The 24,963-nt window shown below is 68.4% G+C and carries 21 protein-coding genes; 8 read left to right on the plus strand and 13 right to left on the minus strand.

The features are described from left to right. Nucleotides 1–28 precede the first annotated feature (28 nt). The 9 genes from priA to ACFSCU_RS04280 all read right to left on the minus strand — a co-directional run bounded on the left by priA (nucleotide 29) and on the right by ACFSCU_RS04280 (nucleotide 8,476). Nucleotides 29–2,143, minus strand: a complete 2,115-nt coding sequence (gene priA / locus ACFSCU_RS04240) for a replication restart helicase PriA (RefSeq protein WP_377559985.1) — start codon at nucleotides 2,141–2,143, stop codon at nucleotides 29–31. 392 nt (nucleotides 2,144–2,535) lie between these two features. Beyond that, complete coding sequence (gene hemE, locus ACFSCU_RS04245) at nucleotides 2,536–3,720, minus strand: uroporphyrinogen decarboxylase (RefSeq protein ID WP_180550665.1); 1,185 nt, start codon at nucleotides 3,718–3,720, stop codon at nucleotides 2,536–2,538. Between the two features lie 132 nt (nucleotides 3,721–3,852). Then, nucleotides 3,853–4,305, minus strand: coding sequence for a DUF3592 domain-containing protein (locus tag ACFSCU_RS04250; RefSeq protein WP_180550666.1), 453 nt, complete (start codon nucleotides 4,303–4,305; stop codon nucleotides 3,853–3,855). Between the two features lie 22 nt (nucleotides 4,306–4,327). Then, the gene (locus tag ACFSCU_RS04255; RefSeq protein WP_180550667.1) at nucleotides 4,328–4,699 is read right to left on the minus strand and encodes a hypothetical protein; all 372 of its coding nucleotides are present in this window, start codon (nucleotides 4,697–4,699) and stop codon (nucleotides 4,328–4,330) included. Nucleotides 4,700–4,776: 77 nt separating this feature from the next. Next, nucleotides 4,777–5,355 (minus strand): N-acetylmuramoyl-L-alanine amidase, encoded by a 579-nt coding sequence (locus ACFSCU_RS04260; protein ID WP_180550668.1) that lies wholly within the window; start codon nucleotides 5,353–5,355, stop codon nucleotides 4,777–4,779. Between the two features lie 5 nt (nucleotides 5,356–5,360). Then, nucleotides 5,361–5,798 carry a hypothetical protein gene (locus tag ACFSCU_RS04265; protein ID WP_180550669.1) on the minus strand — a complete coding sequence of 146 codons (438 nt, stop codon included), beginning with the start codon at nucleotides 5,796–5,798 and terminating at the stop codon, nucleotides 5,361–5,363. Continuing rightward, entirely contained in the window at nucleotides 5,795–7,126 is a 1,332-nt protein-coding gene (locus tag ACFSCU_RS04270; protein WP_180550670.1) for an O-acetylhomoserine aminocarboxypropyltransferase/cysteine synthase family protein, read from the minus strand. Before ACFSCU_RS04270 ends, ACFSCU_RS04265 begins: the two co-directional genes overlap by 4 nt. A gap of 186 nt (nucleotides 7,127–7,312) precedes the next feature. Further along, the gene (locus tag ACFSCU_RS04275) at nucleotides 7,313–7,933 is read right to left on the minus strand and encodes a redoxin domain-containing protein (protein ID WP_180550671.1); all 621 of its coding nucleotides are present in this window, start codon (nucleotides 7,931–7,933) and stop codon (nucleotides 7,313–7,315) included. A gap of 27 nt (nucleotides 7,934–7,960) precedes the next feature. Next, nucleotides 7,961–8,476: a CoA-binding protein gene (locus ACFSCU_RS04280; RefSeq protein ID WP_180550672.1), complete on the minus strand. Its 516-nt coding sequence runs from the start codon at nucleotides 8,474–8,476 to the stop codon at nucleotides 7,961–7,963. Nucleotides 8,477–8,888: 412 nt separating this feature from the next. Here ACFSCU_RS04280 and ACFSCU_RS04285 point away from each other — a divergent pair, with 412 nt between their 5' ends. Beyond that, on the plus strand, nucleotides 8,889–11,588 hold the full coding sequence (locus ACFSCU_RS04285; RefSeq protein ID WP_377559986.1) for a bifunctional acetate--CoA ligase family protein/GNAT family N-acetyltransferase: 2,700 nt from the start codon (nucleotides 8,889–8,891) through the stop codon (nucleotides 11,586–11,588). A 366-nt stretch (nucleotides 11,589–11,954) separates the two neighbouring features. Here the strand turns inward: ACFSCU_RS04285 and ACFSCU_RS04290 are convergent, their stop codons facing one another. The 3 genes from ACFSCU_RS04290 to ACFSCU_RS04300 form a co-directional block, all read right to left on the minus strand. Further along, the gene (locus tag ACFSCU_RS04290; RefSeq protein ID WP_377559987.1) at nucleotides 11,955–12,419 is read right to left on the minus strand and encodes a PaaI family thioesterase; all 465 of its coding nucleotides are present in this window, start codon (nucleotides 12,417–12,419) and stop codon (nucleotides 11,955–11,957) included. After that, nucleotides 12,416–13,576 carry an acyl-CoA dehydrogenase family protein gene (locus tag ACFSCU_RS04295; RefSeq protein ID WP_180550675.1) on the minus strand — a complete coding sequence of 387 codons (1,161 nt, stop codon included), beginning with the start codon at nucleotides 13,574–13,576 and terminating at the stop codon, nucleotides 12,416–12,418. The genes ACFSCU_RS04290 and ACFSCU_RS04295 overlap by 4 nt, the downstream gene beginning before the upstream one ends. A gap of 309 nt (nucleotides 13,577–13,885) precedes the next feature. Beyond that, nucleotides 13,886–14,920, minus strand: a complete 1,035-nt coding sequence (locus tag ACFSCU_RS04300) for an AraC family transcriptional regulator (RefSeq protein ID WP_180550676.1) — start codon at nucleotides 14,918–14,920, stop codon at nucleotides 13,886–13,888. A gap of 146 nt (nucleotides 14,921–15,066) precedes the next feature. Between ACFSCU_RS04300 and ACFSCU_RS04305 the strand changes: the two genes are divergently transcribed. The 7 genes from ACFSCU_RS04305 to ACFSCU_RS04335 all read left to right on the plus strand — a co-directional run bounded on the left by ACFSCU_RS04305 (nucleotide 15,067) and on the right by ACFSCU_RS04335 (nucleotide 24,259). After that, the gene (locus ACFSCU_RS04305; RefSeq protein ID WP_180550677.1) at nucleotides 15,067–16,779 is read left to right on the plus strand and encodes an AMP-binding protein; all 1,713 of its coding nucleotides are present in this window, start codon (nucleotides 15,067–15,069) and stop codon (nucleotides 16,777–16,779) included. 159 nt (nucleotides 16,780–16,938) lie between these two features. Beyond that, the gene (locus ACFSCU_RS04310; protein ID WP_180550678.1) at nucleotides 16,939–18,561 is read left to right on the plus strand and encodes a carboxyl transferase domain-containing protein; all 1,623 of its coding nucleotides are present in this window, start codon (nucleotides 16,939–16,941) and stop codon (nucleotides 18,559–18,561) included. Between the two features lie 67 nt (nucleotides 18,562–18,628). Then, entirely contained in the window at nucleotides 18,629–19,816 is a 1,188-nt protein-coding gene (locus tag ACFSCU_RS04315; protein ID WP_377559990.1) for an ATP-binding protein, read from the plus strand. A gap of 49 nt (nucleotides 19,817–19,865) precedes the next feature. After that, the gene (locus tag ACFSCU_RS04320; protein ID WP_180550680.1) at nucleotides 19,866–20,378 is read left to right on the plus strand and encodes a DinB family protein; all 513 of its coding nucleotides are present in this window, start codon (nucleotides 19,866–19,868) and stop codon (nucleotides 20,376–20,378) included. After that, complete coding sequence (locus ACFSCU_RS04325; RefSeq protein ID WP_180550681.1) at nucleotides 20,375–21,163, plus strand: enoyl-CoA hydratase/isomerase family protein; 789 nt, start codon at nucleotides 20,375–20,377, stop codon at nucleotides 21,161–21,163. The genes ACFSCU_RS04320 and ACFSCU_RS04325 overlap by 4 nt, the downstream gene beginning before the upstream one ends. A 296-nt stretch (nucleotides 21,164–21,459) precedes the next feature. After that, complete coding sequence (locus ACFSCU_RS04330; RefSeq protein WP_180550682.1) at nucleotides 21,460–22,221, plus strand: DUF4126 domain-containing protein; 762 nt, start codon at nucleotides 21,460–21,462, stop codon at nucleotides 22,219–22,221. A gap of 28 nt (nucleotides 22,222–22,249) precedes the next feature. Next, the gene (locus tag ACFSCU_RS04335; protein WP_377559991.1) at nucleotides 22,250–24,259 is read left to right on the plus strand and encodes an acetyl/propionyl/methylcrotonyl-CoA carboxylase subunit alpha; all 2,010 of its coding nucleotides are present in this window, start codon (nucleotides 22,250–22,252) and stop codon (nucleotides 24,257–24,259) included. A 100-nt stretch (nucleotides 24,260–24,359) separates the two neighbouring features. Here the strand turns inward: ACFSCU_RS04335 and ACFSCU_RS04340 are convergent, their stop codons facing one another. Beyond that, nucleotides 24,360–24,923, minus strand: coding sequence for a hypothetical protein (locus ACFSCU_RS04340; RefSeq protein WP_377559992.1), 564 nt, complete (start codon nucleotides 24,921–24,923; stop codon nucleotides 24,360–24,362). Nucleotides 24,924–24,963: the final 40 nt, after the last annotated feature.

The raw sequence follows: 24,963 nt of genomic DNA on the forward strand, positions 1-24,963 counted from the left end.
GACAAGGCCGCATGCGTGTGACGCGCGGTCAAACCGCCAGCGGGTCGACGTCCACCGCCCAGCGCACGATGGCGCGGTGCTCGGACCGCAGGGCGTGCAGCAGCGGCTGGCAGGCCGCCAGCACGCGCTGCAGGGCGGCGCGCGAGGGGCTTTCCAGCAGCATCTGGGCGCGCTCGATGTTGGCCACGCGCTGCACCGCCAGGGGTACGGCGGGGTACCAGGTGACTTGGGCCAGCGCGGCGGCCAGCGCTGGGTCGGCGGCCAGCGCGTCCTGTGCCTGCCGGGCCAAGGCGGCCAGAAAGCCCTGCGCGGCCTCCTGGCCGCGCGCTTCGGCCCGCAGCAGGGCCAGGTGCGCGAAGGGCGGCAGCCCGGCCTGGGCACGCTCGGTCAGCTGCTGCGCGGCAAAGCCGGGGTAGTCGTGCGCCTTCAGGGCCACGAACAGCGGGTGCTGCGGGTGGTGGGTCTGCACCCACATCTCGCTGGCGGCGCCCTGGGCGGCGTCGCGCCCGGCGCGGCCGGCGGCCTGCATGAGCAGGGCGAACAGGCGCTCGGGCGCGCGGAAGTCGCTGGAGAACAGTGCCGCATCGGGGTTGACGGCCGCCACCAGCGTGACGCGGCGAAAGTCGTGCCCCTTGGCGATCATCTGCGTGCCCACCAGCACGTCCACGGCGCCGGCGTGCACGTCGGCCAGGCTGGCCTCCAGCCGGCCCTTGCCGCGCGTCGAATCGGCGTCGATGCGGGCGATGCGTGCCGGCTGGCCGTCGGGCCGCGCGACGCCGGCCAGCAGCTCGGCCAGGCGCTCCTCCAGCTGCTCGGTGCCGCGCCCCAGGGTGCCGATGTCGAGGTTGCCGCAATCCGGGCAGGCGCGTGGCACGCGCTGGGTGAAGCCGCAATGGTGGCAGCGCAGGGTGCGGTCGATCTTGTGGAACACGCGGTAGGCACTGCAGTGCGGGCACTCGCTCTTCCAGCCGCAGTCGGCGCAGTGCAGCACCGGCGCCCAGCCGCGGCGGTTGAGCAGCAGCAGCGCCTGCTCACCACGCGACACGCGCTCGCCGATGGCCGCCAGCAGCGGCGGCGCGATCAGCGTGCCCTTGGGCTGGCGCGACATGTCGACCCGCCGCACGCGCGGCAGGCCGGCCAGCGGGTCGGCATCGGCCGCCACGCCCACGCGGCGCGGCATGGCCAGGCGTAGGTAGCGGCCGGGGCCATCCGGTGCCGGCTCGCTGGCATGCCAGCTTTCCAGCGCCGGCGTGGCCGAGCCCAGGATGACCTTGGCCCCGCACAGCTTGCCGCGGTACAGGGCCAGGTCGCGCGCCGAATAGCGGGCGCCTTCCTGCTGCTTGTAGCTGGGGTCGTGCTCCTCGTCGACCACGATCAGTGCCAGCCCCGGCAGCGAGGCCAGCACCGCCACCCGCGTGCCCAGCACGATGCGCGCGCGCCCGCTGTGCGCCGCCAGCCAGGCGGCCAGGCGCTGCGCCGGCGTCAGCCCGCTGTGCAGGGCCACCACGGCGGCATCGCCAAAGCGCGCGGCAAAACGCGCCAGCAGCTGCGGCGTCAGGTTGATCTCGGGCACCAGCACCAGCACCTGCGCATCGGCGCGCGCGGCCAGGGCCCGGGCGGCGGCGCGCATGTAGACCTCGGTCTTGCCGCTGCCGGTGGTGCCGAACAGCAGGAAGGGGCCGGATTGTTGGTCAATTTGCGCCAGAGCGCCCGTCTGGTCTGCGGTAAGTGCTTCGTTATCGATAGCGATCTCGACGCCCGGCGCGGCCGCGGGCGGCGGGCGCTTCAGGCGCCGCGCCATCTGCACGCCGCTCAGGCCGCGCAGCTGCGGCGGCAGGGCGGCCAGTGCCACCTCGCCCAGCGCGCGCTGGTAGTAGCGTGCGGTGAAGGCCACCAGCTGCCGCCATTCGGCCGCCAGCGGCGCCAGGCCGTCGAACACGCCGGCCACGGGGCGCACCTGCGCGACCAGCTCGGGCGGCGGCGCGGGCGCCTCGCCCCACACCACGCCCAGCACCTCGCGCGCGCCCAGCGGCACGCGCACGATGCTGCCGGGGGGCAGCGGTGCTGGGCTGGCGTACGTCAGCGGCTCGCCCAGCCCGCTGTGCGCCGGGGTGGGCACGGCGATGCTCAGCCAGTGGGTCATGCGCTCGGGCGGCCCTGGAGGGCTTGACCCAGATCACTTCCACTTTCGGCTTTAAGTCGTTGTTTTGCAAGTCGATCTTGAGTCATGCCCAGTTTCTGTGGATAACTTTGTTGAAAATTCACCGTGGGTGGTCGCGAGGCCTTGAAAATCAAGGGTTTCGTTGCGCTGCCCGCCAAAAGAGCAAAACTTGAAGTTCAATGAAATCAACAACTTGCGTGCGCTGCGCGTTTTGTAGCAAGGCGTTGATGACTTTCTCGTGACGCCCGGCCGCGCGCCCGTTTTTGTGCATAAGTCAAGCCCCGGCGGGCTTCGTCGGGACAAAAAAACATGCCCGTGGGCCTTGACGCACGGGCATGGCGCGGGTAGGCGGCGTCCTACGGCGTGCCGGCGGCTCAGGCGGCCCGCAGCCGGCGCGAATGGGCATGCACCTCGTCCACCAGGTGCGACACGTGCTCGGGCGGCGTGAACTGGCTGATGCCGTGGCCCAGGTTGAAGATGTGCGTGCTGCCCGGCGCGGCGCGGTAGGTGTGCGGGCGGCCAAAGCTGTCGAGCACGCTGCGCACCTCGGTGCGGATGGCCTCGGGCGGGGCGAACAGCACGTTGGGGTCGATGTTGCCCTGCAGCGCCTTGGGGGCGGTGTATTTCAAGCCATTTTGGCCTTCAGCGCCCGCCGGTTGGGCGCGAGCAGCTATGAAATCAGGAGTTTTCTGCTGTGCGGCATCGACCACGATGCGGCGCGCGGCGCCCAGGTTCATGGTCCAGTCCAGGCCCAGCACGTCGCAGTCCAGCGCCGTCATCTCTGGCAGCCACAGGCCGCCGCCCTTGGTGAACACGATGCGCGGCACCACCGCGCCATCGGCGCCGGTGCGCTTGAGCTGCGCCAGCACGCGCCGGGTGTAGGCCAGGCTGAAGTCCTGGAAGGTGCCATCGGCCAGCACACCGCCCCAGCTGTCAAACACCATCACGGCCTGCGCACCGGCGTCGATCTGCAGGTTCAGGTACTGCGCCACGGCGTCGGCGTTGACGGCCAGCACGCGGTGCATCAGGTCGGGCCGCGCGTACATCAGCGTCTTCACGTGGCGGTAGTCGCTGCTGCCGCCGCCTTCCACCATGTAGCAGGCCAGCGTCCACGGGCTGCCGCTGAAGCCGATCAGCGGCACGCGGCCGTTCAGCGCCTTGCGGATGCTGGTGACGGCATCGAACACGTAGCGCAGCTTGTCCATATCGGGCACCGCCAACTCGGCCACGGCGGCCTCGTCGCGCACCACCTTCTCGAACTTCGGCCCCTCGCCCTGCGCGAACGACAGGCCCAGGCCCATGGCATCCGGCACGGTGAGGATGTCGGAAAACAGGATGGAGGCGTCGAGCGGGTAGCGCTCCAGCGGCTGCAGCGTCACTTCGGTCGCGTAATCGACGTTGGTGGCCAGCCCCATGAAGCTGCCGGCCTGGGCGCGCGTGGCGCAGTACTCGGGCAGGTAGCGGCCGGCCTGGCGCATCAGCCAGACGGGGGTGTGGTCGGTGGCCTGACCCAGGCAGGCGCGCAGAAAGGTGTCGTTTTGCAGAGGGGCGAAAGTCATGCCCCCATTGTCTCAGTCTTGTGCAAGGGGAGCTTGCGCGAACTTGCCTTCCTTATCTGCTGGCCAGCGCCTAGCCGCTTCCAGCTGATCCATGCCGCGCTGTCAGGACGGTCAGGACATCGACGTTGGGCGTCAAGCAGCCATCACCAACACAAGCATGCCAACCCCAGCGACCAAAACACCGCTGGTCACCAAGGCCCACATCTGGCTTCGTGATCGGGCGGCATGGAGATGAAGCATCGATATGTTGGGTCTGTCAATACGGTGCCACACAATGATTTTTGTGCCGGGTGCATAGTACTGCGCCAACCTGCCACGCACGGCCACCTGACCATCCAAGCCCTCGGCCCGCGAATAGGCGTAGCGATCACCGAAAAAGTGCTGGCCTTGCACCTCATAGGTGTAGCGGACCACTGGCCGCCACAGCGGCGATCCTGTCGTGCCTGTCGACACGCTCACTGCATCGTGCGATACGACCTGCCCCTCGCACGCGCGCCAACGCGAATGGTGATGACGCCAAAGCGCCAGAAGGCCAGTACCCACTAAGATGAGTTCAACAACGAAGAGCAGCAGCGCGCCTGCCACAGAGAATCGCGTCTCGAGCAGCTCAGTAGCGGCCGGCGGTGGCCATCTCGCGCGCCAGTTCGGCGCGCATCTCACGCAGCACCGGGCCCAGCAGGCCGGCGGCATCGCGTGCCAGCGCCGGGGCGGTTTGCGCCATCTGCTGCTCGATCTGCTTGCGCGTGTTGTCCATCTGTGCCGCATCGGGCGCGCGGCCCTCGGCGGCGGCCTGGGCCGATTGCTCGAAGCCGCCGATCAGGGCGTCGAAGTCGACGCCCGACAGCGCGCGCAGCACCAGCGACTCCATCGCGCCGCCGTCCAGCAGGCGGTCCAGCGCCTCGCCCGGTTCGGCATGGGCGGGCAGGCTCAGGCCGGCGGTCAGGGCCAGGGCGGTGGCGAAGGCGGTGCAGCGGCGCATGGCAGGGGCTTTCAGGCGATGGGGATGTGTGACAGCACAGCCGCTTCAACGCACCAGCCGGCCGCCCGGCCGACACGTCACCGTGCTGGGGCGTGACCGAATGCGCGCTCGATCACTGCCTGGTGCGGATAGGCCGCCCCAGGGTCGACCTTGCGGCGCCGCTCGGGTGCGCACGGCATGCGGCCGCGGTCCAGGTCGGAATGGCGTTGGATGCTGCGACGCGTCACCTGCGGGTGGCGCTGCGCGATGCCCTGCAGCAGCGCCACCAGGGCGTCGATCTGTGCCGGCGGAAAGGGGTCGCGCCCGTCGCCGTCGTTGATCAGCTCGACGGCGATCGACCGGCGGCTGTGCGTGAGCACGTGGTGCGCCACCTGCGATTCAGGCACGCTGGCGCGCGTGCTGCCATCGCGGTCGATCATCCAGTGGATGCCCAGGCGCGGGTGGGCTCCGATCTGGCGCAGGTTCTCCGCCAGCTCGCCCGCCGGCACCCAGATCGGTTGGCCTTGCGCATTGCAGGTGGGGCCGCCGGTGGAGTGGATGACCACCATGTCGACCGGCTGCGTGCGCGGCGCGCCGCTGCGGCGCGCGTGGGCGGGCGAGGCCAGGCAGGCCAGCAGCACCAGTACGGCGACTGCGCACCGCCATCCCTGGGTCATCGTCATCATCCTGTGAAGTGCTGCAGGCGAGGCCGCAGCCACAGCCCGCACACGCCCAGCGCCGTGGCCATGCCCAGCAGGCTGACGCCGCCGATCACCCATTCGATGCCTTCGAGGTTCACGCCCTGCCCGCTGCCATCCGGCACCAGCCAGGTGAACGTGGCCAGCAGCAGCGCCCAGAAGCCCACCAGCAGGGCGGTGATGGGCGATGCCGCCAGCCGGGGCGGCGCCAGCAGCACCAGCAGCGCGTGCAGCACACCGCCCACCAGCCCCAGCATCAGGAACGGCTGGACGAAATACGGGCTCACGTTGCCGCGCCCCGACAGCACCAGCGCCGGCAGCAGCGTGCACGCCAGCAGCCAGGCGCCCAGCGCACCGGCCGCGGTGCGCAGGCGCAGGCGGCGCGGCAGCGCGGCCGGTGGCGCGGCGCCGGTGGGGTTCATGCGGTGGCGCGGCCCAGCGCCTGGTCGATGTCCCACAGGATGTCGTCGATGTCCTCGATGCCGACGGACAGGCGGATCATGTCGGCGCTGACACCCGCGCGCTGCAGTTCTTCGTCGTTCAACTGTCGATGCGTGGTGGAGGCGGGGTGGATCACCAGCGTCTTGGCATCGCCGATGTTGGCCAGGTGGCTGAGGAATTCGCAGGCGTCGATGAAGCGCTCGCCCGCCGCGGCGCCGCCCTGGATGCCGAAGGTGAGGATGCCCGAGGCGCCGGGTTGGCCATCGACCGGCCTGAATTGCTTGCTCGCCAATTCGTAGTAAGGCGAATCGGGCAGGCCGGGGTAGTTCACCCAGGCCACGCGCGGGTGCTTCTGCAGAAACTCCGCCACGCGGCGCGCGTTGCGGCAGTGCTCGCGCATGCGCAGGTGCAGGGTCTCGGCGCCCTGCAGCAGCAGCCAGGCCGACAGCGGCGAGAGCACGGCGCCAAACGTGCGGTTGACTTCCATGCGCGCCTTCATGGTGTAGCCGAAGTCGCCGAAGGTCTCGTAGAACTTCACGCCGTGGTAGGCGCGGCTGGGCTCGACCATCTCGGGGAAGTGGCCGTTGTCCCAGGCGAAGCGGCCGCTTTCGACGATGACGCCGCCCATGGTGGTGCCGTGGCCGCCGATGTACTTGGTGGCGCTGTGCACCACGATGTCGGCACCCAGGTCGCACGGGTTGCACAGGTAGGGACTGGCGACGGTGTTGTCGATGACCAGCGGCAGGCCGTGGGCGTGCGCCACGTCCGCAATGGCGGTGATGTCGAGCACGTTGACCAGCGGGTTGCCGATGGTCTCGCCATACAGCGCGCGGGTGTTGGGGCGGATGGCGGCGGCGAAGTGCTCGGGCTTCGATGGGTCGACGAAGGTGGTCTCGATGCCCAGCCGCGCAAAGCCCACGCCCAGTTGCCCCACCGTGCCGCCATACAGCGTGCTGGCGGCCACGATGTGGTCGCCGCTTTTCAGGATGGCCAGCAGCGCCGTCATCTGCGCTGCCATGCCGCTGGCGCAGGCCAGCGCCGCGCGGCCGTTTTCCAGCGCGGCCATGCGCTCCTCGAACACGGCCACGGTGGGGTTGCTGATGCGCGAATAGACGTTGCCGAAGGTCTGCAGGTTGAACAGGCTGGAGGCGTGCTCGGCGCTGTCGAACACGAAGCTGGTGCTCTGGTGGATGGGCGTGGCGCGCGCGCCCGTCACCGGATCGGGCACGGCGGCGGCGTGGATGGCGCGGGTGGCGAAGCCGAAGTCGCGGTCGGCGCCGCTGGGTGGGTGATGGGGTTTATCAGTCAAATCGGCCTCCAGCGCTTGTGTAGAAAGCGCGAGTAGCTATCAAAACAGGAATTTCAACAGTCTCCATCGAAGGGCCGTGGAGCAGGCCATATCAGCGACAGCCGTGGCCGGACCTGCGCCGACCACTGGCTGTGTCCCCCCTCGCGCAGCAGAGGGGGAAGGCGCCCCAGCGACTCAGGGGGTGCCTCACGTTTTATATTTGATGACGCAGCCGTAAGGCTTGGTCACGGCCTGCGCAATCTGTCGCTTCGCCGCAATGTCGCCCAGCGCCGCCTTCACGTAGTTGGTGGCCTTTTCGATATCGGACACACGCGCTGAAGGAATGCTGTCGATGCCGCCCGCATACACCAGCGTGCCCTGCGGGTCGACGATGTACAGGTGCGGCGTGACCTTGGCGTCGTAGGCGCGGCCGGTGCTGCCCTCGGGGTCCATCAGCACGGCGGTGGGCGTGCCCTGGCGCTGCTTCACCCAGTCGGCCAGCTTGGGTGGCTCCAGGTAGTCACCGCTCATGGTCTCGGTGGAGTTGATGGCCAGCCACACCAGGCCCTGCTCGCGCGCCAGCTTTTGCGTGGCGCCCATGTTGCCGCTCTCGTAGTGCTTGCGCACGAAGGGGCAGCCGGGGTTGGTCCATTCCAGCACCACGAATTGGCCGCGGAAATCGGCCAGCCGCACCGTCTTGCCACTGGTATCGGGCAGGCTGAAGTCGGGCGCGGGCTGGCCCACGCGGGCGGCGCGGGCGGGCAGGTGCGCACCCAGCGCAAGCAGGGCGGCGGTGGAAAGCAGGGTGCGGCGGTGCAGGGCGGTCATGAGGGGCTCCTTGTCAATGCGGCGGGATCAGTACGGCAGAACTTGCGGGCGCTTGGCCGAAATCACGCGGGTGTTCACGCCCGCCCAGCCCAGCCCGCCGAACAGGCGCGCGTGCTCGATCTTCACGCAGCGGTTCTGGATGACGAGCAGGCCGGCGTCCTCGGCCACGCGTGCGGCGTCCTCGTTGACCACGCCAAGCTGCAGCCACAGGCATTTCGCGCCGATGGCGACGGCGTCCTCGGCCAGCGGCGGAATGTCCTCGGCCTTGCGGAAGCAGTCCACCATGTCGATGCGCCCACCTTCGGCGCGGATGGCGGCATCGGCCTCGCGCACGCTGGCCCAGGCGCGCTCGCCCAGGATGCTGCCGCCGTCCCGGGCGACCAGCGGGTTCACCGGCACGATGCGGTAGCCGTGTGCCTGCATGTACTTGGCGGCAAAGAAGCTGGGCCGGTGCCATTGCGGCGACAGGCCGACCACGGCCAGCGTGCGGCACTCGTTCAGCACGCGGCGCAGGGTGGAGATGGTGTCGGGGGTGCGGGCCATGGTCGCAGTGTACGCAGGCGGGGCTGGGGGCCTGGATCAGACAGATTCTGATGGGGGGTATCTGTTTCTTGCGCCCTATTGACAAGCGATGGAGATAGTCATGGGTGGGAGTATGTGGTTGCGCTGCGCTGTCCCGCAACGCTTTCGCCCTCCCTGTCGGCGCAGACGCCAGCGTGGCTGGTTCGTTGCTGCGCGCCGGCCGGCGCCGCCCCGCATCCTGCACCGGTCGCGGCGAATTTGACGCATTCTGGCCGTGGCGACGCGGCATCTGCCGCTGCCGACACGCGCGTGGCGAAGAAAACCGTTAGGCTGGATCAAGACCCCGTTCAAAATAAGGGTTTACGCTTGCCGGGTCGCGCACGCCGCGCACCCCTTTCAGGCCCCACCGCCGCAACCGCCCGCTTTATTGCCCATGGACCAGCACTACCTCACCCCCCTGTTCGAGCCCAAGTCCATCGTCCTGTTCACCGGCTCGCAAGATGCGCCCGAACAGCAGACGCCACAGGCGCGCGCGCTGCTGGCGCACATGGCGGCGCAGCCGTTCAAGGGGCAGGTCACGCCGCTCGACATCCACACCACCGGCACGCTGGCCGACCTGGCGCAGGCGCGAGCCGACCTGGCCATCATCGCCCTGCCCGAGGACGAGATCCTGCCCGCGCTGGAGCTGGCCGGGCGCATCAAGGTGAAGGCGGCGGTGGTGCTGTCGGCCGGCATTCCGCAGGCCAAGGCGCTGGAGATGCACCGCGTGGCCAAGCAGCACGGCATGTGGCTGCTGGGGCCCAACAGCCAGGGCTTTCAGCGGCCGATGCTGCAGCTCAACGCCAGCTCGGCCGGTGAGCTGGCCACGCAGGGGCAGCTGGCGCTGGTGTCGCAGTCGGGCGCGCTCACGGCGTCGATCCTGGATTGGGCGCGGCAGAACCGCGTCGGCTTCTCCAACGTCATCGCCCTGGGCGCGCACACGCAGGTGGGGCTGGCCGGCGTGCTGGACTACCTGGCCAACGACCGCCACACGCAGGGCATCGTGGTCTACATGGAAGGCATTGCCAACGCGCGCCGCTTTACCAGCGCACTGCGCGCGGCGGCCAACAGCAAGCCGGTGGTGGTGCTGAAGGCCGGCCGCAAGCAGGACGGCAACGTGGCGGCGCAGACGCACTCGGGCGCCATCGTCGGCAGCGACGAGGTGTTCGACGCCGTGCTGCGCCGCGCCGGCGCGGTGCGCGTGCGCTCCTTCGTCGAACTGTTCTCGGCCGCCAAGTGCCTGGCTTCGCGCTACCGCCCGGTGGGCAAGCGCCTGGGCATCATCACCAACGGCGGCGGCCCCGGCGTGCTGGCGGCCGACTACGTGAACGAGCTGGAGCTGCAGCTGGGCGCGCTGTCCGACGAGTCGCAGCGCACCCTGGCCGCGCAGCTGCCCAAGGCGGCGTCGCTGGTCGATCTGATCGATCTGTCTGAAGACGCCACCGCCGAACACTACAAGGCCGCGCTGGAAGTGGCTGCCAAGGACCGCCAGCTCGACGGCGTGCTGGCCATCTATTCGCCCAAGTTCGGCGGCGACGCCGAGGCCGTGGCCAACGAGCTGGTGCAGATCCGCCCCAAGATGTCGAAACCGCTGGTGGCCTGCTGGATGGGCGACTCGTCGGCGGCCGTGCAGCCGGCGCGCCAGAAGCTGGCCGACGCGCAGATCCCCAGCTTCCGCACGCCCGAGGCGGCGGTGGGCGCCTTCGGCAACATCGCCAGCTTCTACCAGAACCAGCAGCTGCTGCAGCAGACGCCGCCGCCATTGAGCAACCTGGCCACGCCCGACGTGGAAGGCGCGCGCCTGCTGATCGAAAGCGTGCTGACCGAGCGCCGCAAGGTGCTGACCGAGATGGAATCGAAGGCGCTGCTGTCGGCCTTCCACATCCCCGTCACGCAGACGCTGCTGGCGCGCAATGCCAACGAGGCCATGATGATTGCCACGCAGATCGGCTTCCCGGTCGCGCTGAAGATCGACTCGCCCGACATCACCCACAAGAGCGACGTCGGCGGCGTGGCGCTGAACGTGATGAACGCCACCGCCGTGCGCGACATCTGGCAGGACATGATGGACGCCGTGCGCGCCAAGCAGCCCGAGGCGCGCATCAACGGCGTCACCGTGCAGGCCATGGCGCGCAAGAAGCGCGGGCGCGAGCTGTACATCGGCGTGGTGACGGACGACCCGTTCGGCCCTGTCATCGCCTTCGGTGCCGGCGGCACCATGATCGAGCTGATGAACGACCATGCCATGGAGCTGCCGCCGCTCAACCAGTTTCTGGCGCGGCGGCTCATCGAACGCTCGCGCGTGCACGACACGCTGAAGGCCTGGCGCGGCGCGCCGGCCGTGGACATGGCGGCGCTGGAGCAGGTGCTGCTGCGCGTGTCCGAGATGGTGTGCGAGTTGCCCCAGCTGCGCGAGATGGACATCAACCCCATCATCGTGGACGAGCAGGGCGCCATCGCCGTCGATGCGCGCATCGTCATCGGCCCGGCGGTGCAGACTTCGCCCGGCCGCGCCGGCAAGTACGGCCACCTGTCGATCCTGCCCTACCCGCAGCGCTACGAGCAGGTGTGGCCGCTGCGCGGCGGCGGCGAATACCGCGTGCGCCCCATCCACCCGGACGACGCGCAGATGCTGCAGGACATGATGAAGCGCCTGTCGCCCGAGTCGCGCTACTTCCGCTTCGTCTCCAACATGGCAGAGCTGCCGCCCAACATGCTGTCGCGCTTCACGCTGATCGACTACGACCGCGAGATGGCGCTGTGCGCGGTGGTCGAGGAGGAGGTGGAAGGCGCCAACGGCGGCGAGAAGACCACGCGCGAGCGCATCATCGCCGTGTCGCGCTACATCACCAACCCCGACCAGAACAGCTGCGAGTTCTCGCTGGTGGTGGACGACGCCTACGCCGGCCAGGGCCTGGGCACGCGCATGATGCTGAGCATTATGGACGTGGCGCGCGAAAAAGGCCTGCAGGAAATCATCGGCCTGGTGCTGACGCAGAACAACGGCATGCTGAAGCTGATGCGCAGCCTGGGCTTCGAGGTGAAGGCGTATCCGGAGGATCCGGATTTCAGGCTGGTGACGCACCCGTTGTGAAGCCCCGCCCGAGGTGCTGACGCGCCTTCCCCCGGAGGGGGACAGCGCTGGCGGCCGGGGAGACCCCGGCCACGGCGTTCGCGCATGGCCTGCGCCGAGGCCGTCTGTTCGTCTGGTGGGCCCGCTGCGCCGCCCTGCGGGGCTCCCTCCCCCGCTGGGGGAGGGCTGGGGTGGGGGCCACCCGCATCGCCGTGCCCTGCGGCCCAAAAACACGTGGATGGCCCCGAAATCAGGCGATAGCCATTTGGCGCGGATTGCTGATACAAAAAAAGAAGCTGATTGCGCCCGATGGACGGGGGCTGGCGGCTATTTTTATAATCGAAAAAATCTACAAGGCCCCCGCCTTTGTAGGGGCCGCCTGCCACCCTACGCCGGCAACACCAGCGCCAGCGTCGACGTGGCCGTCGCCACCACCGCCCGGTCCTCTTCACGCAACAGCCGCGCATGCGTGAAGGCCAGTTGCCTGCCACGCCGCTCCACCTCACCGACAGCGATGTAGCGCCCCTGCGGCGCCGGTCGCAGGAAGGCGGTGTTGAGGTTGACCGTGGCGCACGAGCCACCCACCGGCAGGTGCGCCAGCGTGGCGAAGGCCATGGCGAAGTCCAGCATCGCCGTCACCGCGCCGCCCTGCAGCACACCGGTGCCCTGGATGAACAGCGGATCGGGCGCGAAGGCCAGCTCCACCGTGCCGGCGGGCAGGTCGGCCGCGCGCAGCTCGGCGCCCAAGGCGCGCGCCATCGGGTTGGCGTCGAACGGGATGGGCTTTGATCCGCCGTCAATGAAGCGGTGAATCAGCGCCTGGTCGGGGTTGGCAAAGCGCGGCGTGCTCATGATTTCGGAGCGTCGAGCAGGTCGCGGGCGACGATTTCCTTCATGATTTCGGACGTGCCGGCATAGATGCGCTCGATGCGCGCGTCGGCGTAGGCGCGGGCGATGGGGTATTCGGCCATGTAGCCGTAGCCGCCGAACAGCTGAAGGCATTCGTCGGTCACGCGGCCCAGCAGCTCGCTGTGCCACAGCTTGCCGGCGGCGGCGCCCACGGCATCCAGCTCGCCCGCCAGGTGCTGGGCGATGAGCTGGTCGCAATAGGCGCGGCCGGCCTGCAGGTCGGTGGCCAGCGCGGCCAGCTTGAAGCGCGTGTTCTGGAAGTCGGCCAGGCGCTGGCGGAAGGCCTTGCGCTCCTGCACGTAATCCACCGTCCACTGCAGCGCCGCCTCGGCGCGGGCCTGGCATTGCACGCTGACCAGCAGGCGCTCCTGGGCCAGCTTCTGCATCAAATATTTGAAACCCTGGCCCTCGTCGGCCAGCAGGTGGCTGGCGGGCACGCGCACGTTGTCGAAGAACAGCTCGGCCGTGTCCTGCGCGTGCTGGCCGATCTTGCGCAGGTTGCGCCCGCGGGTGAAGCCGGGCATGTCGCCCTCGACCACCAGCAGCGACACGCCGCGCGCGCCCTGCTCCGGGTCGGTCTTGCAGGCGACCACGATCACGTCGGCGTTGTGGCCGTTGGTGATGAAGGTCTTCTGGCCGTTCACCACGTAGTGGTCGCCGTCGCGCCGTGCCGTGGTGCGGATGGCGGCCACGTCGCTGCCGGTGCCGGGTTCGGTCATGGCGATGGCGGCGATGCGATCGCCGCTCACCATGCCGGGCAGGATGGCCTGCTGCAGTTCGGGCGTGCCGTGCGCGGCCAGGTAGGGCGCGACGATGACCGAGTGCAGCGGAAAGCCCGGCCCCGTGGCGCCGATGCGGCCCAGCTCTTCACTGACGATGAAGTCGAACAGCAGGTCGGCGCCGGGGCCGCCCAGGCTTTCGGGCAGCCAGCAGCACAGCAGGCCGTTGTCACCCGCCTGCTTCCACACGCTGCGCGGCACGCCGTGGGCCTCTTCCCAGGCGGCGTGGTGGGGTGCGATCTCGCGCTCGCAAAAGCGGCGCACCTGGTCGCGGAAGGCGTCGTGGTCGGGGGTGAAGAGGGGGCGTGGGGCGGGTTTCATGGCTGCCACTGTAGCAAGGTGCAGGCTGGAGGGCGCTTCAATAAAATGAGCTGCTTGCGCATGTCATCAAACGATTTGATGATTGTTTAGTATTGAAATCGCCGAATAACGGGCGCAAGCAGCTATCAATATTGCGTGATGCGTCACCAGTGTCAGACAGCGTTGTGGGAGCGGGCTTGCCCGCGATGAGGCGTCTCGTCGCAGCCCACGTTGGATCGCGGGCAAGCACGCTCCCACACTGCGGATGCGGTCTGCGCGTCATCTGAGTGATCAAGCAACATTGAATCAATGCCTGCACCGTTCGAAGGATCACGGGTGCTGGCCATCGCCCCGCGCCTGCCGGTACTGCTCCGGCGTCAGACCCGTCCACTGCCGGAAGGCGCGGATGAAGCTCTTGTCGTTCTGAAAGCCTGCCGCCCGCGCCACGCGCGCCACCGGCTGGCTGGTGCGCAGCAGCAGGTCGATGGCGCGGGCCTGGCGCACCTCGTCCTTCAGCGCCTGCAAGCTGCTGCCTTCGCTGCGCAGTTGGCGGTGCAGGGTGCGCGGCGACAGCGCCAGCTGCGCGGCCAGCGTCTCGGCGGTGTGGGCGGCCTGCGGCTGCTGCAGCAACTGGCGCACGCGCCGCGCCAGCCCCACGTCGCGCCGGTACGGCCACACCATGATGGGCAGGGCGCGGCGCAGCATCTGCTCCAGCGCGGCGGCGTCGCGGCGCAGGGGCAGGGCCAGATCGGCGGCGTCGAACTGCAGTGCCGCAGGCGCGGCGCCAAAGCGCACCGGGCCGGGGAACAGGCGCGGGTACACGTCGGCATGCGGCGGCGCGTCGAACGGGAACTGCGCAAGCTGCGGGCTGATGGGCGCATCCACCCACCAGCAGGCCAGCCCATGCAGGTTGCGCAGCAGCGAGAGCAGGGCGAACTCGCGCAGCGTGCCCAGGTCGCGTCGCTCGTCAATTTCCACCCGCGCATGGCCTTGGCTGGTCTTTACGGTGAGCGCCACGTCGTCCGTCAGCAGGCCGTGGTGGCGGCACCAGCGCCTGAGCGCCAGGCCCAGCGTGGGCGCCGTGATGCTGGCGCGCGCCAGCAGCCCGTAGCTGCCCCAGGGCAGGCGGCGGCTGAACCAGCCGGGCGCCTCGTCGTCCAGCTCGTGCATGGCGGCGGCGCACAGGCGCTCGAACTGCGCGGCGGTCACGCGGTGCAGCGGGTCATCCAGCGACGATGTCTCAATTTGTGCCTTGGCGAGCGCGCCGTCGGCGCTCCGCCCACGCAGTGTGTAGGCGTGCGTGATGGCCCGAACGAAGGCGATGGGTGTGTGGGCATGGGTGAGTGGTGCGCGGTGCGACCGCATAAGCGCCAGATTAGGCGGCTGTGGCGTGATTTGCAACCCCGCTGTCACCTCATGGGAACCCGGCTGACCTATGCTCAGCGCCCATGGGCGCGCTACGATGTGCCGGCAGCGCCCTGCGAAACACGCATTTCAAGGAGACAAGCGCGATGAGCACCGCACTCACCGAGAGCCATGTGCGCGGCCGCACCGACCAGCCGCTGATCGAGCAGACCCTGGGCGCCTTCTTCAACGACATGGTAGAGCGCTTTCCCGAGCGCGAAGCGCTGGTGGTGGTGCACCAGGGCCGGCGCTACACCTACCGCCAGCTGCAGACCGAATCGCGCCGCCTCGCCAGCGCGCTGCTGGGGCTGGGGCTGAAGCCCGGCGACCGCATCGGCATTTGGTCGCACAACAACGCCGAATGGGTGCTGATGCAGCTGGCCACGGCCATGGCCGGGCTGGTGCTGGTCAACATCAACCCCGCCTACCGCACGGCCGAGGTGGAGTACGCGCTGAACAAGGTGGACTGCAAGGCGCTGGTGGTGATGCCGCGCTTCAAGACCAGCGACTACCTTGGCATGCTGCGCGAGCTGGCGCCCGAGTGGGCGCACGCCAAGCCCGGCGAGCCGCTCGAATCGCAGACGCTGCCGCACCTCAAGCACGCGATCTGGATCGACGTGGAAGGAGAGGGCGCCGACGAGCCAGGCTTCAGGCGCTTTTCCGACCTGATGAAGACGGGCGACCCGCATGACCCGCGCCTGCCGCAGGTCGCGAAGCTGCTGCACAACACGGACGCCATCAACATCCAGTTCACCAGCGGCACCACGGGCTTTCCCAAGGGCGCCACGCTGACGCACCGCAACATCCTGAACAACGGCTTCTTCATCGGCGAGGCGATGCAGCTCACTGAAGCAGACCGCCTGTGCATCCCCGTGCCGCTGTACCACTGCTTCGGCATGGTGCTGGGCAATCTGGCGGTGCTGACTCACGGCGGCTGCATCGTCTACCCCAACGACGCGTTCGACCCGCTCACGGTGCTGCAGACGGTGCAGGCCGAGCAATGCACCGGCCTGCACGGCGTGCCCACCATGTTCATCGCCGAGCTGGATCACCCCGATTTCGCCAAGTACGACCTCAGCACGCTGCGCACCGGCATCATGGCCGGCAGCCCCTGCCCCATCGAAGTGATGAAGCGCGTGCAGCGCGACATGAACATGGCCGAGGTCACCATCGCCTACGGCATGACCGAGACCAGCCCCGTGAGCTGCCAGAGCCAGACCGACACGCCGCTGGACAAGCGCGTGTCCACCGTCGGCCTGGTGCAGCCGCACCTGGAGGTGAAGATCATCAACCCCGAAACCGGCGAAACCGTGCCGCGCGGAACCACCGGCGAGCTTTGCACCAAGGGCTATTCGGTGATGCAGGGCTACTGGGGCGACGACGCGCGCACGCGCGAGGCCATCGACGCCGAGGGCTTCATGCACACCGGCGACCTGGCGACCATGGACGAGGAGGGCTACGTCAACATCGTGGGCCGCAGCAAGGACATGGTGATCCGCGGCGGCGAGAACGTGTACCCGCGCGAGATCGAGGAATTCCTCTACCGCCATCCCAAGATCCAGGACGTGCAGGTGGTGGGCGTGCCCGACCAGCGCTTCGGCGAGGAGCTGTGCGCCTGGATCATCGCCAAGCCCGGCCAGACGCTCGACGAAGACGAGGTGCGCGCCTTCTGCAAGGGCAAGATCGCGCACTACAAGGTGCCGCGCTACATGAAGTTCGTCGACGCCTTCCCGATGACCATCACCGGCAAGATCCAGAAATTCAAGATCCGCGAGCTGATGCAGCAGGAACTGGGTTTGACGGAAGCCAAAACAGCCTGAATACCTGAACTTGACCGGACGCAGAGGACGCAAAGATTGCGCAGAGAACGCAGAAGGAAACAAGGAAAGAAGAAAACTTTGGCTGTTTTCTTTGCGTCCTCTGCGTAACTTCTGCGTCCTCTGCGTCCGGTATTCGAATTCATTAGAGAGCTCCCATCCATGCCCACCATCGAATCCAAACTCAATCCCCGTTCTGCTGACTTCCAGGCCAACGCCGACGCCATGCGCGCGCTGGTGGACGACCTGAAGGCGCAGGTGCAGAAGGTGGGCGCCGGCGGCGGCGAGGCCGCGCGCAAGAAGCACATGGACCGCGGCAAGCTGCTGCCCCGCGTGCGCGTGCAGATGCTGCTCGACCCCGGCACGCCCTTCCTCGAAGTGGCGCCGCTGGCCGCGCTGAACATGTACCCCGACCGCGACGGCAGCGACAGCGCACCGGGCGCCGGCATCGTGGCCGGCATCGGTCGCGTGGCCGGTGTCGACTGCATGATCGTCTGCAACGACGCCACCGTGAAGGGCGGCACCTACTACCCGATGACGGTGAAGAAGCACCTGCGCGCGCAGGAGATCGCCGAGCAGAACCGCCTGCCCTGCATCTACCTGGTCGACTCGGGCGGCGCCAACCTGCCGAACCAGGACGAGGTGTTCCCCGACCGCGACCACTTCGGCCGCATCTTCTACAACCAGGCGCAGATGAGTGCCCAGGGCATCGCGCAGATCGCCGTGGTGATGGGCAGCTGCACGGCCGGCGGCGCCTACGTGCCGGCCATGAGTGACGAGAGCATCATCGTCAAGAACCAGGGCACCATCTTCCTGGGCGGCCCGCCGTTGGTGAAGGCCGCCACCGGCGAGGTGGTGAGCGCCGAGGACCTGGGCGGCGGCGACGTGCACACGCGCCTGTCGGGCGTGGCCGACCACCTGGCCAACAACGACACCCACGCGCTGGCGCTGGCGCGCGAGGCGGTGTCGCGGCTCAATCACAAGAAGAGCTACAGCGGCGCGCTGCAGGCGCCGGCAGCTCCCAAATATGCAGCGGAAGAGCTGTACGGCGTGATCCCCACCGACACGCGCAAGCCCTTCGACGTGCGCGAAATCATCGCCCGCATCGTCGATGGCAGCGACTTCCACGAGTTCAAGCAGCGCTTCGGCACCACGCTGGTGTGCGGCTTCGCGCATATCGAGGGCATGCCGGTGGGCATCGTCGCCAACAACGGCATCCTGTTCAGCGAGAGCGCGCAGAAAGGCGCGCACTTCATCGAGCTGTGCGGCCAGCGCAAGATTCCGCTGGTCTTTCTGCAGAACATCACCGGCTTCATGGTCGGCCGCAAGTACGAGAACGAGGGCATCGCCCGCCACGGCGCCAAGATGGTGACGGCCGTGGCCACGGTCAACGTGCCCAAGTTCACCATCATCATCGGCGGCAGCTTCGGCGCCGGCAACTACGGCATGTGCGGCCGCGCGTACAGCCCGCGCTTCTTGTGGATGTGGCCCAACGCGCGCATCAGCGTGATGGGCGGCGAGCAGGCCGCCGGCGTGCTGGCCACCGTCAAGCGCGACGGCATTGAGGCCAAGGGCGGCCAATGGTCGGCTGAGGAAGAAGAAGCCTTCAAGGCCCCCATCCGCCAGCAGTACGAGGACCAGGGCCACCCCTACTACGCCACCGCCCGCCTGTGGGACGACGGCATCATCGACCCCGCCGACACGCGCCGCATGCTGGGGCTGGGCCTGTCGGCGGCGCAGAACGCGCCCGTGCCGGACGTGAAGTTCGGCGTGTTCCGCATGTGAGCACGGTCATTACCCAAAATTATTGAAAAAAGGTAAATTACCTGAAATCAGTAATTCAAGGTAAACGATGTCTGTCCTGCTCTTTCCTCGCCCCGACTACGCCGACGCGCTGGCCGACCAGTTGCTGGCCCCCTCGGGGCTGCACACCAGCGTGCGCTCGGGCGTCTTCCTGTCCAACATCCGGCGCGTGGGCAAAAGCACCTTCCTGCGCAACGAACTGGTGCCCGAACTGCGCCAGCGCGGCGCCATCGTCATCTACGTCGATCTGTGGGCCGACGTGAACCGCGCGCCGCTGGACCTGGTGCTGGAGGCGGTGCGCGCGCAATTGCGCACGCTGCAGGGGGCAGGGCACGGTTTGCTCAAGCGCGTCAAGGGCGCGTCGCTCGGCGCGGCGGGCCTGTCCTTCAGCTTTCAGCTCGACACCCTGGGCCTGCCCGGCGGCGTCACCCTGGCGCAGGCGATACACGAGCTGGTGCAGAAAGCCGAAACCGATGTGGTGCTGATCGTGGACGAAGTGCAGCAAGCCGCCGGCACGGCAGGCACTGCGCTGATGGCCGCCCTCAAGGCCGCGCGCGACGCGGTCAATGGCGACCCTGGGGCGCGCGGCCACTTCCTGTTCATCGGCACCGGCTCGCACCGCTCGCTGATGAACGACATGGCCACCAAGCCCTCGCACCCCTTCAAGGGCGCGGTGACGGCGCCCTTCGAGCCGCTGCAGCAAGACTATGTGGCGTGGAAGCTCGATCAACTGGCCGCCGATGGCGTGCGCCTGCCTTCGCCCGAAGCCGCATGGCGCGGCTTTCAAGCGCTGGGGCACCGGCCGGAAGAGCTGGAGCGGGCGCTGGGCCAGTTTCAGGCCGCCCCGCAGGGCAGCGATGCCGAGTTCGAGCTGATCTGCGCCACCCTGGCCTATGCCGCCGCCGACATCGAGTTTGCCCGCGCCGGCGAAATCGGCGGCGAGCTGGGCGAGCTGGTGTTCACCCGCATCGCCGACGGCCCGGAAGAAGGCACGCGCGAGCTCTACGGCCAGGCCGCGCTGGCCGACTACGGCGCGGCCCTGGGGCTGCCGGTGGAGGTCAAGCAGGTTCAAACCACGGTGGACGGGCTGGTGGCCGCCAACCTGATCGCCCGCATCGGCCACGGCCGCTTCATCATCTCCGACCCCTATGTGCGCAGTATCTGGCGGCAGCGCAAGGCGACCACGGCAGCGCTGCGCGCCGGCCGGCCGGTGCCCGCCCATGGGGACGGATTGTGAAGATGCAACGCCCGATGACCTGCCGGTCCGCCATTCAACGAGCCCTGCCATGAACCCCCGCACCCACTTCGCCACCCTGGCGCGCTACAACGCTTGGGCCACACGACGTCTGCTGGATGGCGTGGCGGCGCTCGGCGAGGACGACTATCGGCGCGACGTCGGTCTGTTCTTCAAGAGCGTTCACGGCACGTTGAATCATTTGCTGTTGGGCGAGCATGGGGTGTGGTTCGAGCGTTTCGCTGGACGGGCGTCGCCCCGGGTGGACCTGGGCGCTGAAGTCGAGCCCAATCGCACGCGCCTTGCCGAGCGGTTGCTGGAAGGCGCCGCGCGCTGGCAACCGCTGATCGAAAGCTGGCCGGCCGAGCGCTTCGGCGGCACGCTCGACTACGCCACCACCAAAGGCGTGCCGTTGTCACTGCCCTTCGCCGCCACGCTGGCACACGTCTTCAACCACGGCACGCACCACCGCGGCCAGGTGACGGCAGCGCTCACCCTGCTGGGCCAGGCGTGCCCCGTCATCGATCTGGTCTACATGCTCCAAGAGGAACAAGCCAAGCCATGACCCAAGCCATTCGCATCTCCGCCCAGGGCGGCATCGCCACCGTCGTGCTGTCGCGCCCCGACGTGCGCAACGCCTTCAACGACGAGGTGATCGCCGAACTGTCGCAGGCCTTCATTCAACTGGGCGACGACCCGCAGGTGCGCGCCATCGTGCTGATGGCCGAAGGCCCGGCCTTCTGCGCCGGGGCCGACCTGAACTGGATGCGCCGCATGGCCGACTACTCGCGCGAGGAGAACGAGCAGGACGCCGAGAAACTCGCCTTCATGCTGCGCACCATCTACGAATGCCCCAAGCCGACGATTGCCCGCGTGCAGGGCGACGTGTACGCCGGCGGCATGGGCCTGGTGGCGTGCTGCGACATGGCGGTGAGCGTCGATACGGCGAACTACTGCCTCAGCGAAGTCAAGCTGGGCCTGATCCCCGCCACCATCGGCCCCTACGTCATCCGCGCCATGGGGCCGCGCGCGTCGCACCGCTACTTCCTCACCGCCGAACGCTTCAGCGCGGCCGAGGCGCGGCGCATCGGCTTCGTGCACGAGGTGGTGCCGGCCGATCAGCTCGACGCCACCGTCAGCACCTGGGTGCAGGCGCTGCTGGCCGCCAGCCCCAACGCCATCAAGGAGTGCAAGAAGCTGGTGCAGTACGTGGCCGACCGCGACATCACGCGGCTCTTGATCGACCACACGGTGAAGGCCATTGCCGACATCCGCGCCAGCGACGAAGGCAAGGAAGGCGTGCAGAGCTTCCTGAACAAGCGCAAGCCGGCGTGGGTGGTGAACTCATGATTCCGGTTGATTCCATCGTCCGATCGGTCCCCGTAGGCTGGGTTGAGCGCAGCGAAACCCAGCAAGTAACCAAGCTGGGTTTCCTGCGTCAACCCAGCCTACGGATGTTTTTCGCCTTTTGCGCAGATGGGGAAAGCGCAGGCAGCTATGAATAACGTAGCTATCGTCGTCCGTTTGCCGGTGCCGTCATGCGCCGTGGCGGCAGCGCCCACGTCAGCCTTCGCGCCGGCGCCCGCGTTGTGCGTGCGCGGGCAGGCGCGTGTGGCCTGCCGCTCACTCTGACAGGCGGTACGGCAATGGAAGACCTTATCCAGCAACTGGTGCAATGGCTGCACACCATGGGCATCCACCCCAGCCACGAGACGGCCGCGGCCGTTGGCGATGCGGTGGGTCAGGCCGGCGCGGCCGTGGGCGGCGCCGTGGCGCCGGTGGTGGCCAAGATGGACATGCCGGCACTCATCGCGCTGGCGGCGGCGCTGGGCTGGGCCAGCGGCTTCCGGCTGTATGCGGTGGTGTTCCTGACGGGCGCCATGGGCTACGCGGGCTGGATTCCGCTGCCCGAGGGGCTGAAGCTCTTGATGCATCCTGCGGTGCTGACGGCCAGCGGCTTCATGCTGCTGGTGGAGTTCTTCGCCGACAAGATTCCGTGGATCGACAGCCTGTGGGACACGGTGCACAGCGTCATCCGCATTCCGGCCGGCGCACTGCTGGCGGCGGGCGTGTTCGGCGCCGACTCGGCCACCACGGGCCTGGTGGCAGGCATCCTGGGCGGCTCGCTGGCGGCCACTGCGTTCGCCACCAAGGCCACCACGCGCGCGGCCATCAACACCAGCCCCGAGCCGGTCAGCAACTGGCTGGCCTCGTTTTTCGAGGACGGCCTGGCCGTGGTCGTGATGTGGCTGGCCACCCAATACCCGGTCACCTTCGGCATCGTGCTGGCGGTGATGCTGGTGCTGTCCGTGCTGCTGCTGATCGTGCTGTGGAAGTTTCTGAAGCTGGTGGTGCGCAAGCTGCGCGATTTCTTCGGCAGCGGCGCACCGGCGCCCAGCAGTGCCTAGATCGATTCGAGTTAACGAGGGGACGACGATGTTCAAAAAAATCCTGATCGCCAATCGCGGCGAAATCGCCTGCCGCGTGGCAGCCACCGCGCGCCGCCTGGGCGTGAAGACCGTGGCCGTGTATTCCGACGCCGACGCGCACGCCAAGCACGTGATGGCCTGCGACGAGGCCGTGCATGTGGGCGGCAGCACCCCCAAGGAGAGCTACCTGCAGTGGCAACGCATCATCGATGCGGCCAAGGCGACGGGTGCCGAAGCCATTCACCCCGGCTATGGCTTCCTGAGCGAGAACGAGGACTTCGCCCAGGCCTGCGTCGATGCGGGCCTGGTCTTCATCGGCCCGCCCGCCAGCGCCATCAACGCCATGGGGCTGAAGGCCGAATCCAAGCGCCTGATGGAGGCCGCCGGCGTGCCGCTGGTGCCGGGCTACCACGGTGCCGACCAGGACCCGGCGCTGCTGCAAAGGGAAGCCGATCGGATCGGCTATCCGGTGCTCATCAAGGCCAGCGCGGGCGGCGGCGGCAAGGGCATGCGCGCAGTCGAGAAGGCCGAGGATTTCGCCGCCGCGCTGGAAAGCTGCAAGCGCGAAGCCATCAACAGCTTCGGCGACGACGCCGTGCTGGTCGAGAAATACGTGCAGCGCCCGCGCCACATCGAGATCCAGGTGTTCGGCGACGCGCAGGGCAACTATGTCTACCTGTTCGAGCGCGACTGCTCGGTGCAGCGTCGCCATCAGAAGGTGCTGGAAGAGGCGCCCGCGCCCGGCATGACGGAAGAGCTGCGCGAGCGCATGGGCCAGGCGGCGGTGGCGGCGGCGCGCGCGGTGAACTACGTGGGCGCCGGCACGGTGGAGTTCATCGTCGAGCAGCCGGGCGGCTATGACAAGCCCGAGGACATGAAGTTCTACTTCATGGAGATGAACACGCGCCTGCAGGTGGAGCACCCGGTCACCGAGGCCATCACCGGCCAGGATCTGGTGGAGTGGCAACTGCTGGTGGCCAGCGGCGAGCCGCTTCCGCTCGCGCAGGACGAGCTGCTGATCGACGGCCACGCCATCGAGGCCCGCATCTGCGCAGAGAACCCCGACAACAATTTCCTGCCGGCCACCGGCACCCTGCAGGTGTACCGCAAGCCAGCGGCAGCCAACTTCGAGTTCGACGCCGTGCGCATCGACGACGGCGTGCGCGAGGGCGATGCCATCAGCCCCTTCTACGACCCGATGATCGCCAAGCTCATCGTCTGGGGCGCCACGCGCGAGGAGGCGCTGGGCAAGCTCGACGCGGCGCTGGCCGAGGTGGCCATCGTCGGCGTGCACTCCAACGTGCAGTTCCTGCGCCGCGTGCTGGCCGCCGATTCGTTCGCCCAGGCCCGGCTGGACACGGCGCTGATCGATCGCGAGCGCGCGCACCTGTTCAATCAGGACCCGATCGGCGTCGAGCTGGCCGTGGCCGCCGCCGTGGCGCAGACGGTGCTGGCCGAGCGCGACGCCGAAAGCCACGACCCGTTCAGCCGCGTGGACGGCTTTCGCTCGCACGGCGTGGCCTCGCGCCGCATCGACCTGGAATACCGCGGCAAGCCGGTGGTGGCCAAGCTGCGCTACCTCGACGACGGCCTGCAGCTCAAGGTGGACGACGGCGAGCGCGCGCCGATCGACTTCACGCGCCAGAGCGACGGCCGCATCGACCTGCGCTACGGCCGCCGCCGCCAGGTGGTGCGCGTGTTCCGCCTCGGCGAGGTGAGCCACATTTTCGGCACCGACGGCGCCACCAGCATCACCGAGCTGGACGTGCTGGCCCACGCCATCGAAGGCAGCGAGGGCGGGCGCCTGACGGCGCCGATGCCGGGCAAGGTGGTGTCGATCGCCGTCAACGCCGGCGACAGGGTGGCCAAGGGCCAGCCGCTGGCGGTGATGGAGGCGATGAAGATGGAGCACACCATCGCGGCGCCTCAGGACGGCGTGGTCGAGGAGGTGCTGTACGCCCCAGGCGACCAGGTCGCCGAAGGCGCCGAGCTGCTGCGCCTGCAGGTGGCGAACTGAGCAGCCAGCCTGGAGGGCGTCGCGTGCGCCAGGGAAGGTGAGAGGATGTGTGTCCTCTCCTTGGCTTGCCCGCTGCCGCGCAGGCCGTGCCGGCGTGGCCCTACAGCACCGCGAAGAGCTTTTCCTTGAACTCGGGCAGGCGTTTCACGCCAGTGCGGTTGGTGGCCATGGTGTCTTCCCACCGCTGGAACACCTGCCGTAACTCGGCACTGGTTTTGCAATCCCGGATGGCTTCCATCAGCGTGAGCTGCGAATAGAGCGGGAAGATGGTGGTCAGAGTGTTGATCATGAAGTTGCGCGCCATCTCCAGCTCCTGGGGGCTGCGCTCGCTGGCCGGCGGCAGGCCGAGGTCGCTCCGGGCCGGTCCGCTTGCCGGCGCCGTGGGGGCGTCGGCCGCGGCTGGCTGGGCGGGCTTGATCGCCGAGGCGACCGGTGCCCGGCACACCTCGATGAAACCCTCGTCGATCAGCGATTGCAGCATCGAGGTCACGTCCTTGCCCGTGCAGTAGTGTGAGAGATCTTCTCCGGTCCTCGATCCGTCGATGAGCAGCAGCAGCCGTCGTTCCAGCAGGGACAGTCGTGTGTTCCGAGTCTCGATCACTGACTTGCCGGCGGGCGTTTTGGCAAAGGTGAGCGAAAGCAGCTGGGGGGCGATACTGTTCATGGTAGTGAATAGGTAGGATTCACTGCGCGTCAACGTCGGA

The sequence above is a fragment of the Ottowia beijingensis genome (assembly GCF_042680925.1).
GTDB classification, from domain to species: domain Bacteria; phylum Pseudomonadota; class Gammaproteobacteria; order Burkholderiales; family Burkholderiaceae_C; genus Ottowia; species Ottowia beijingensis.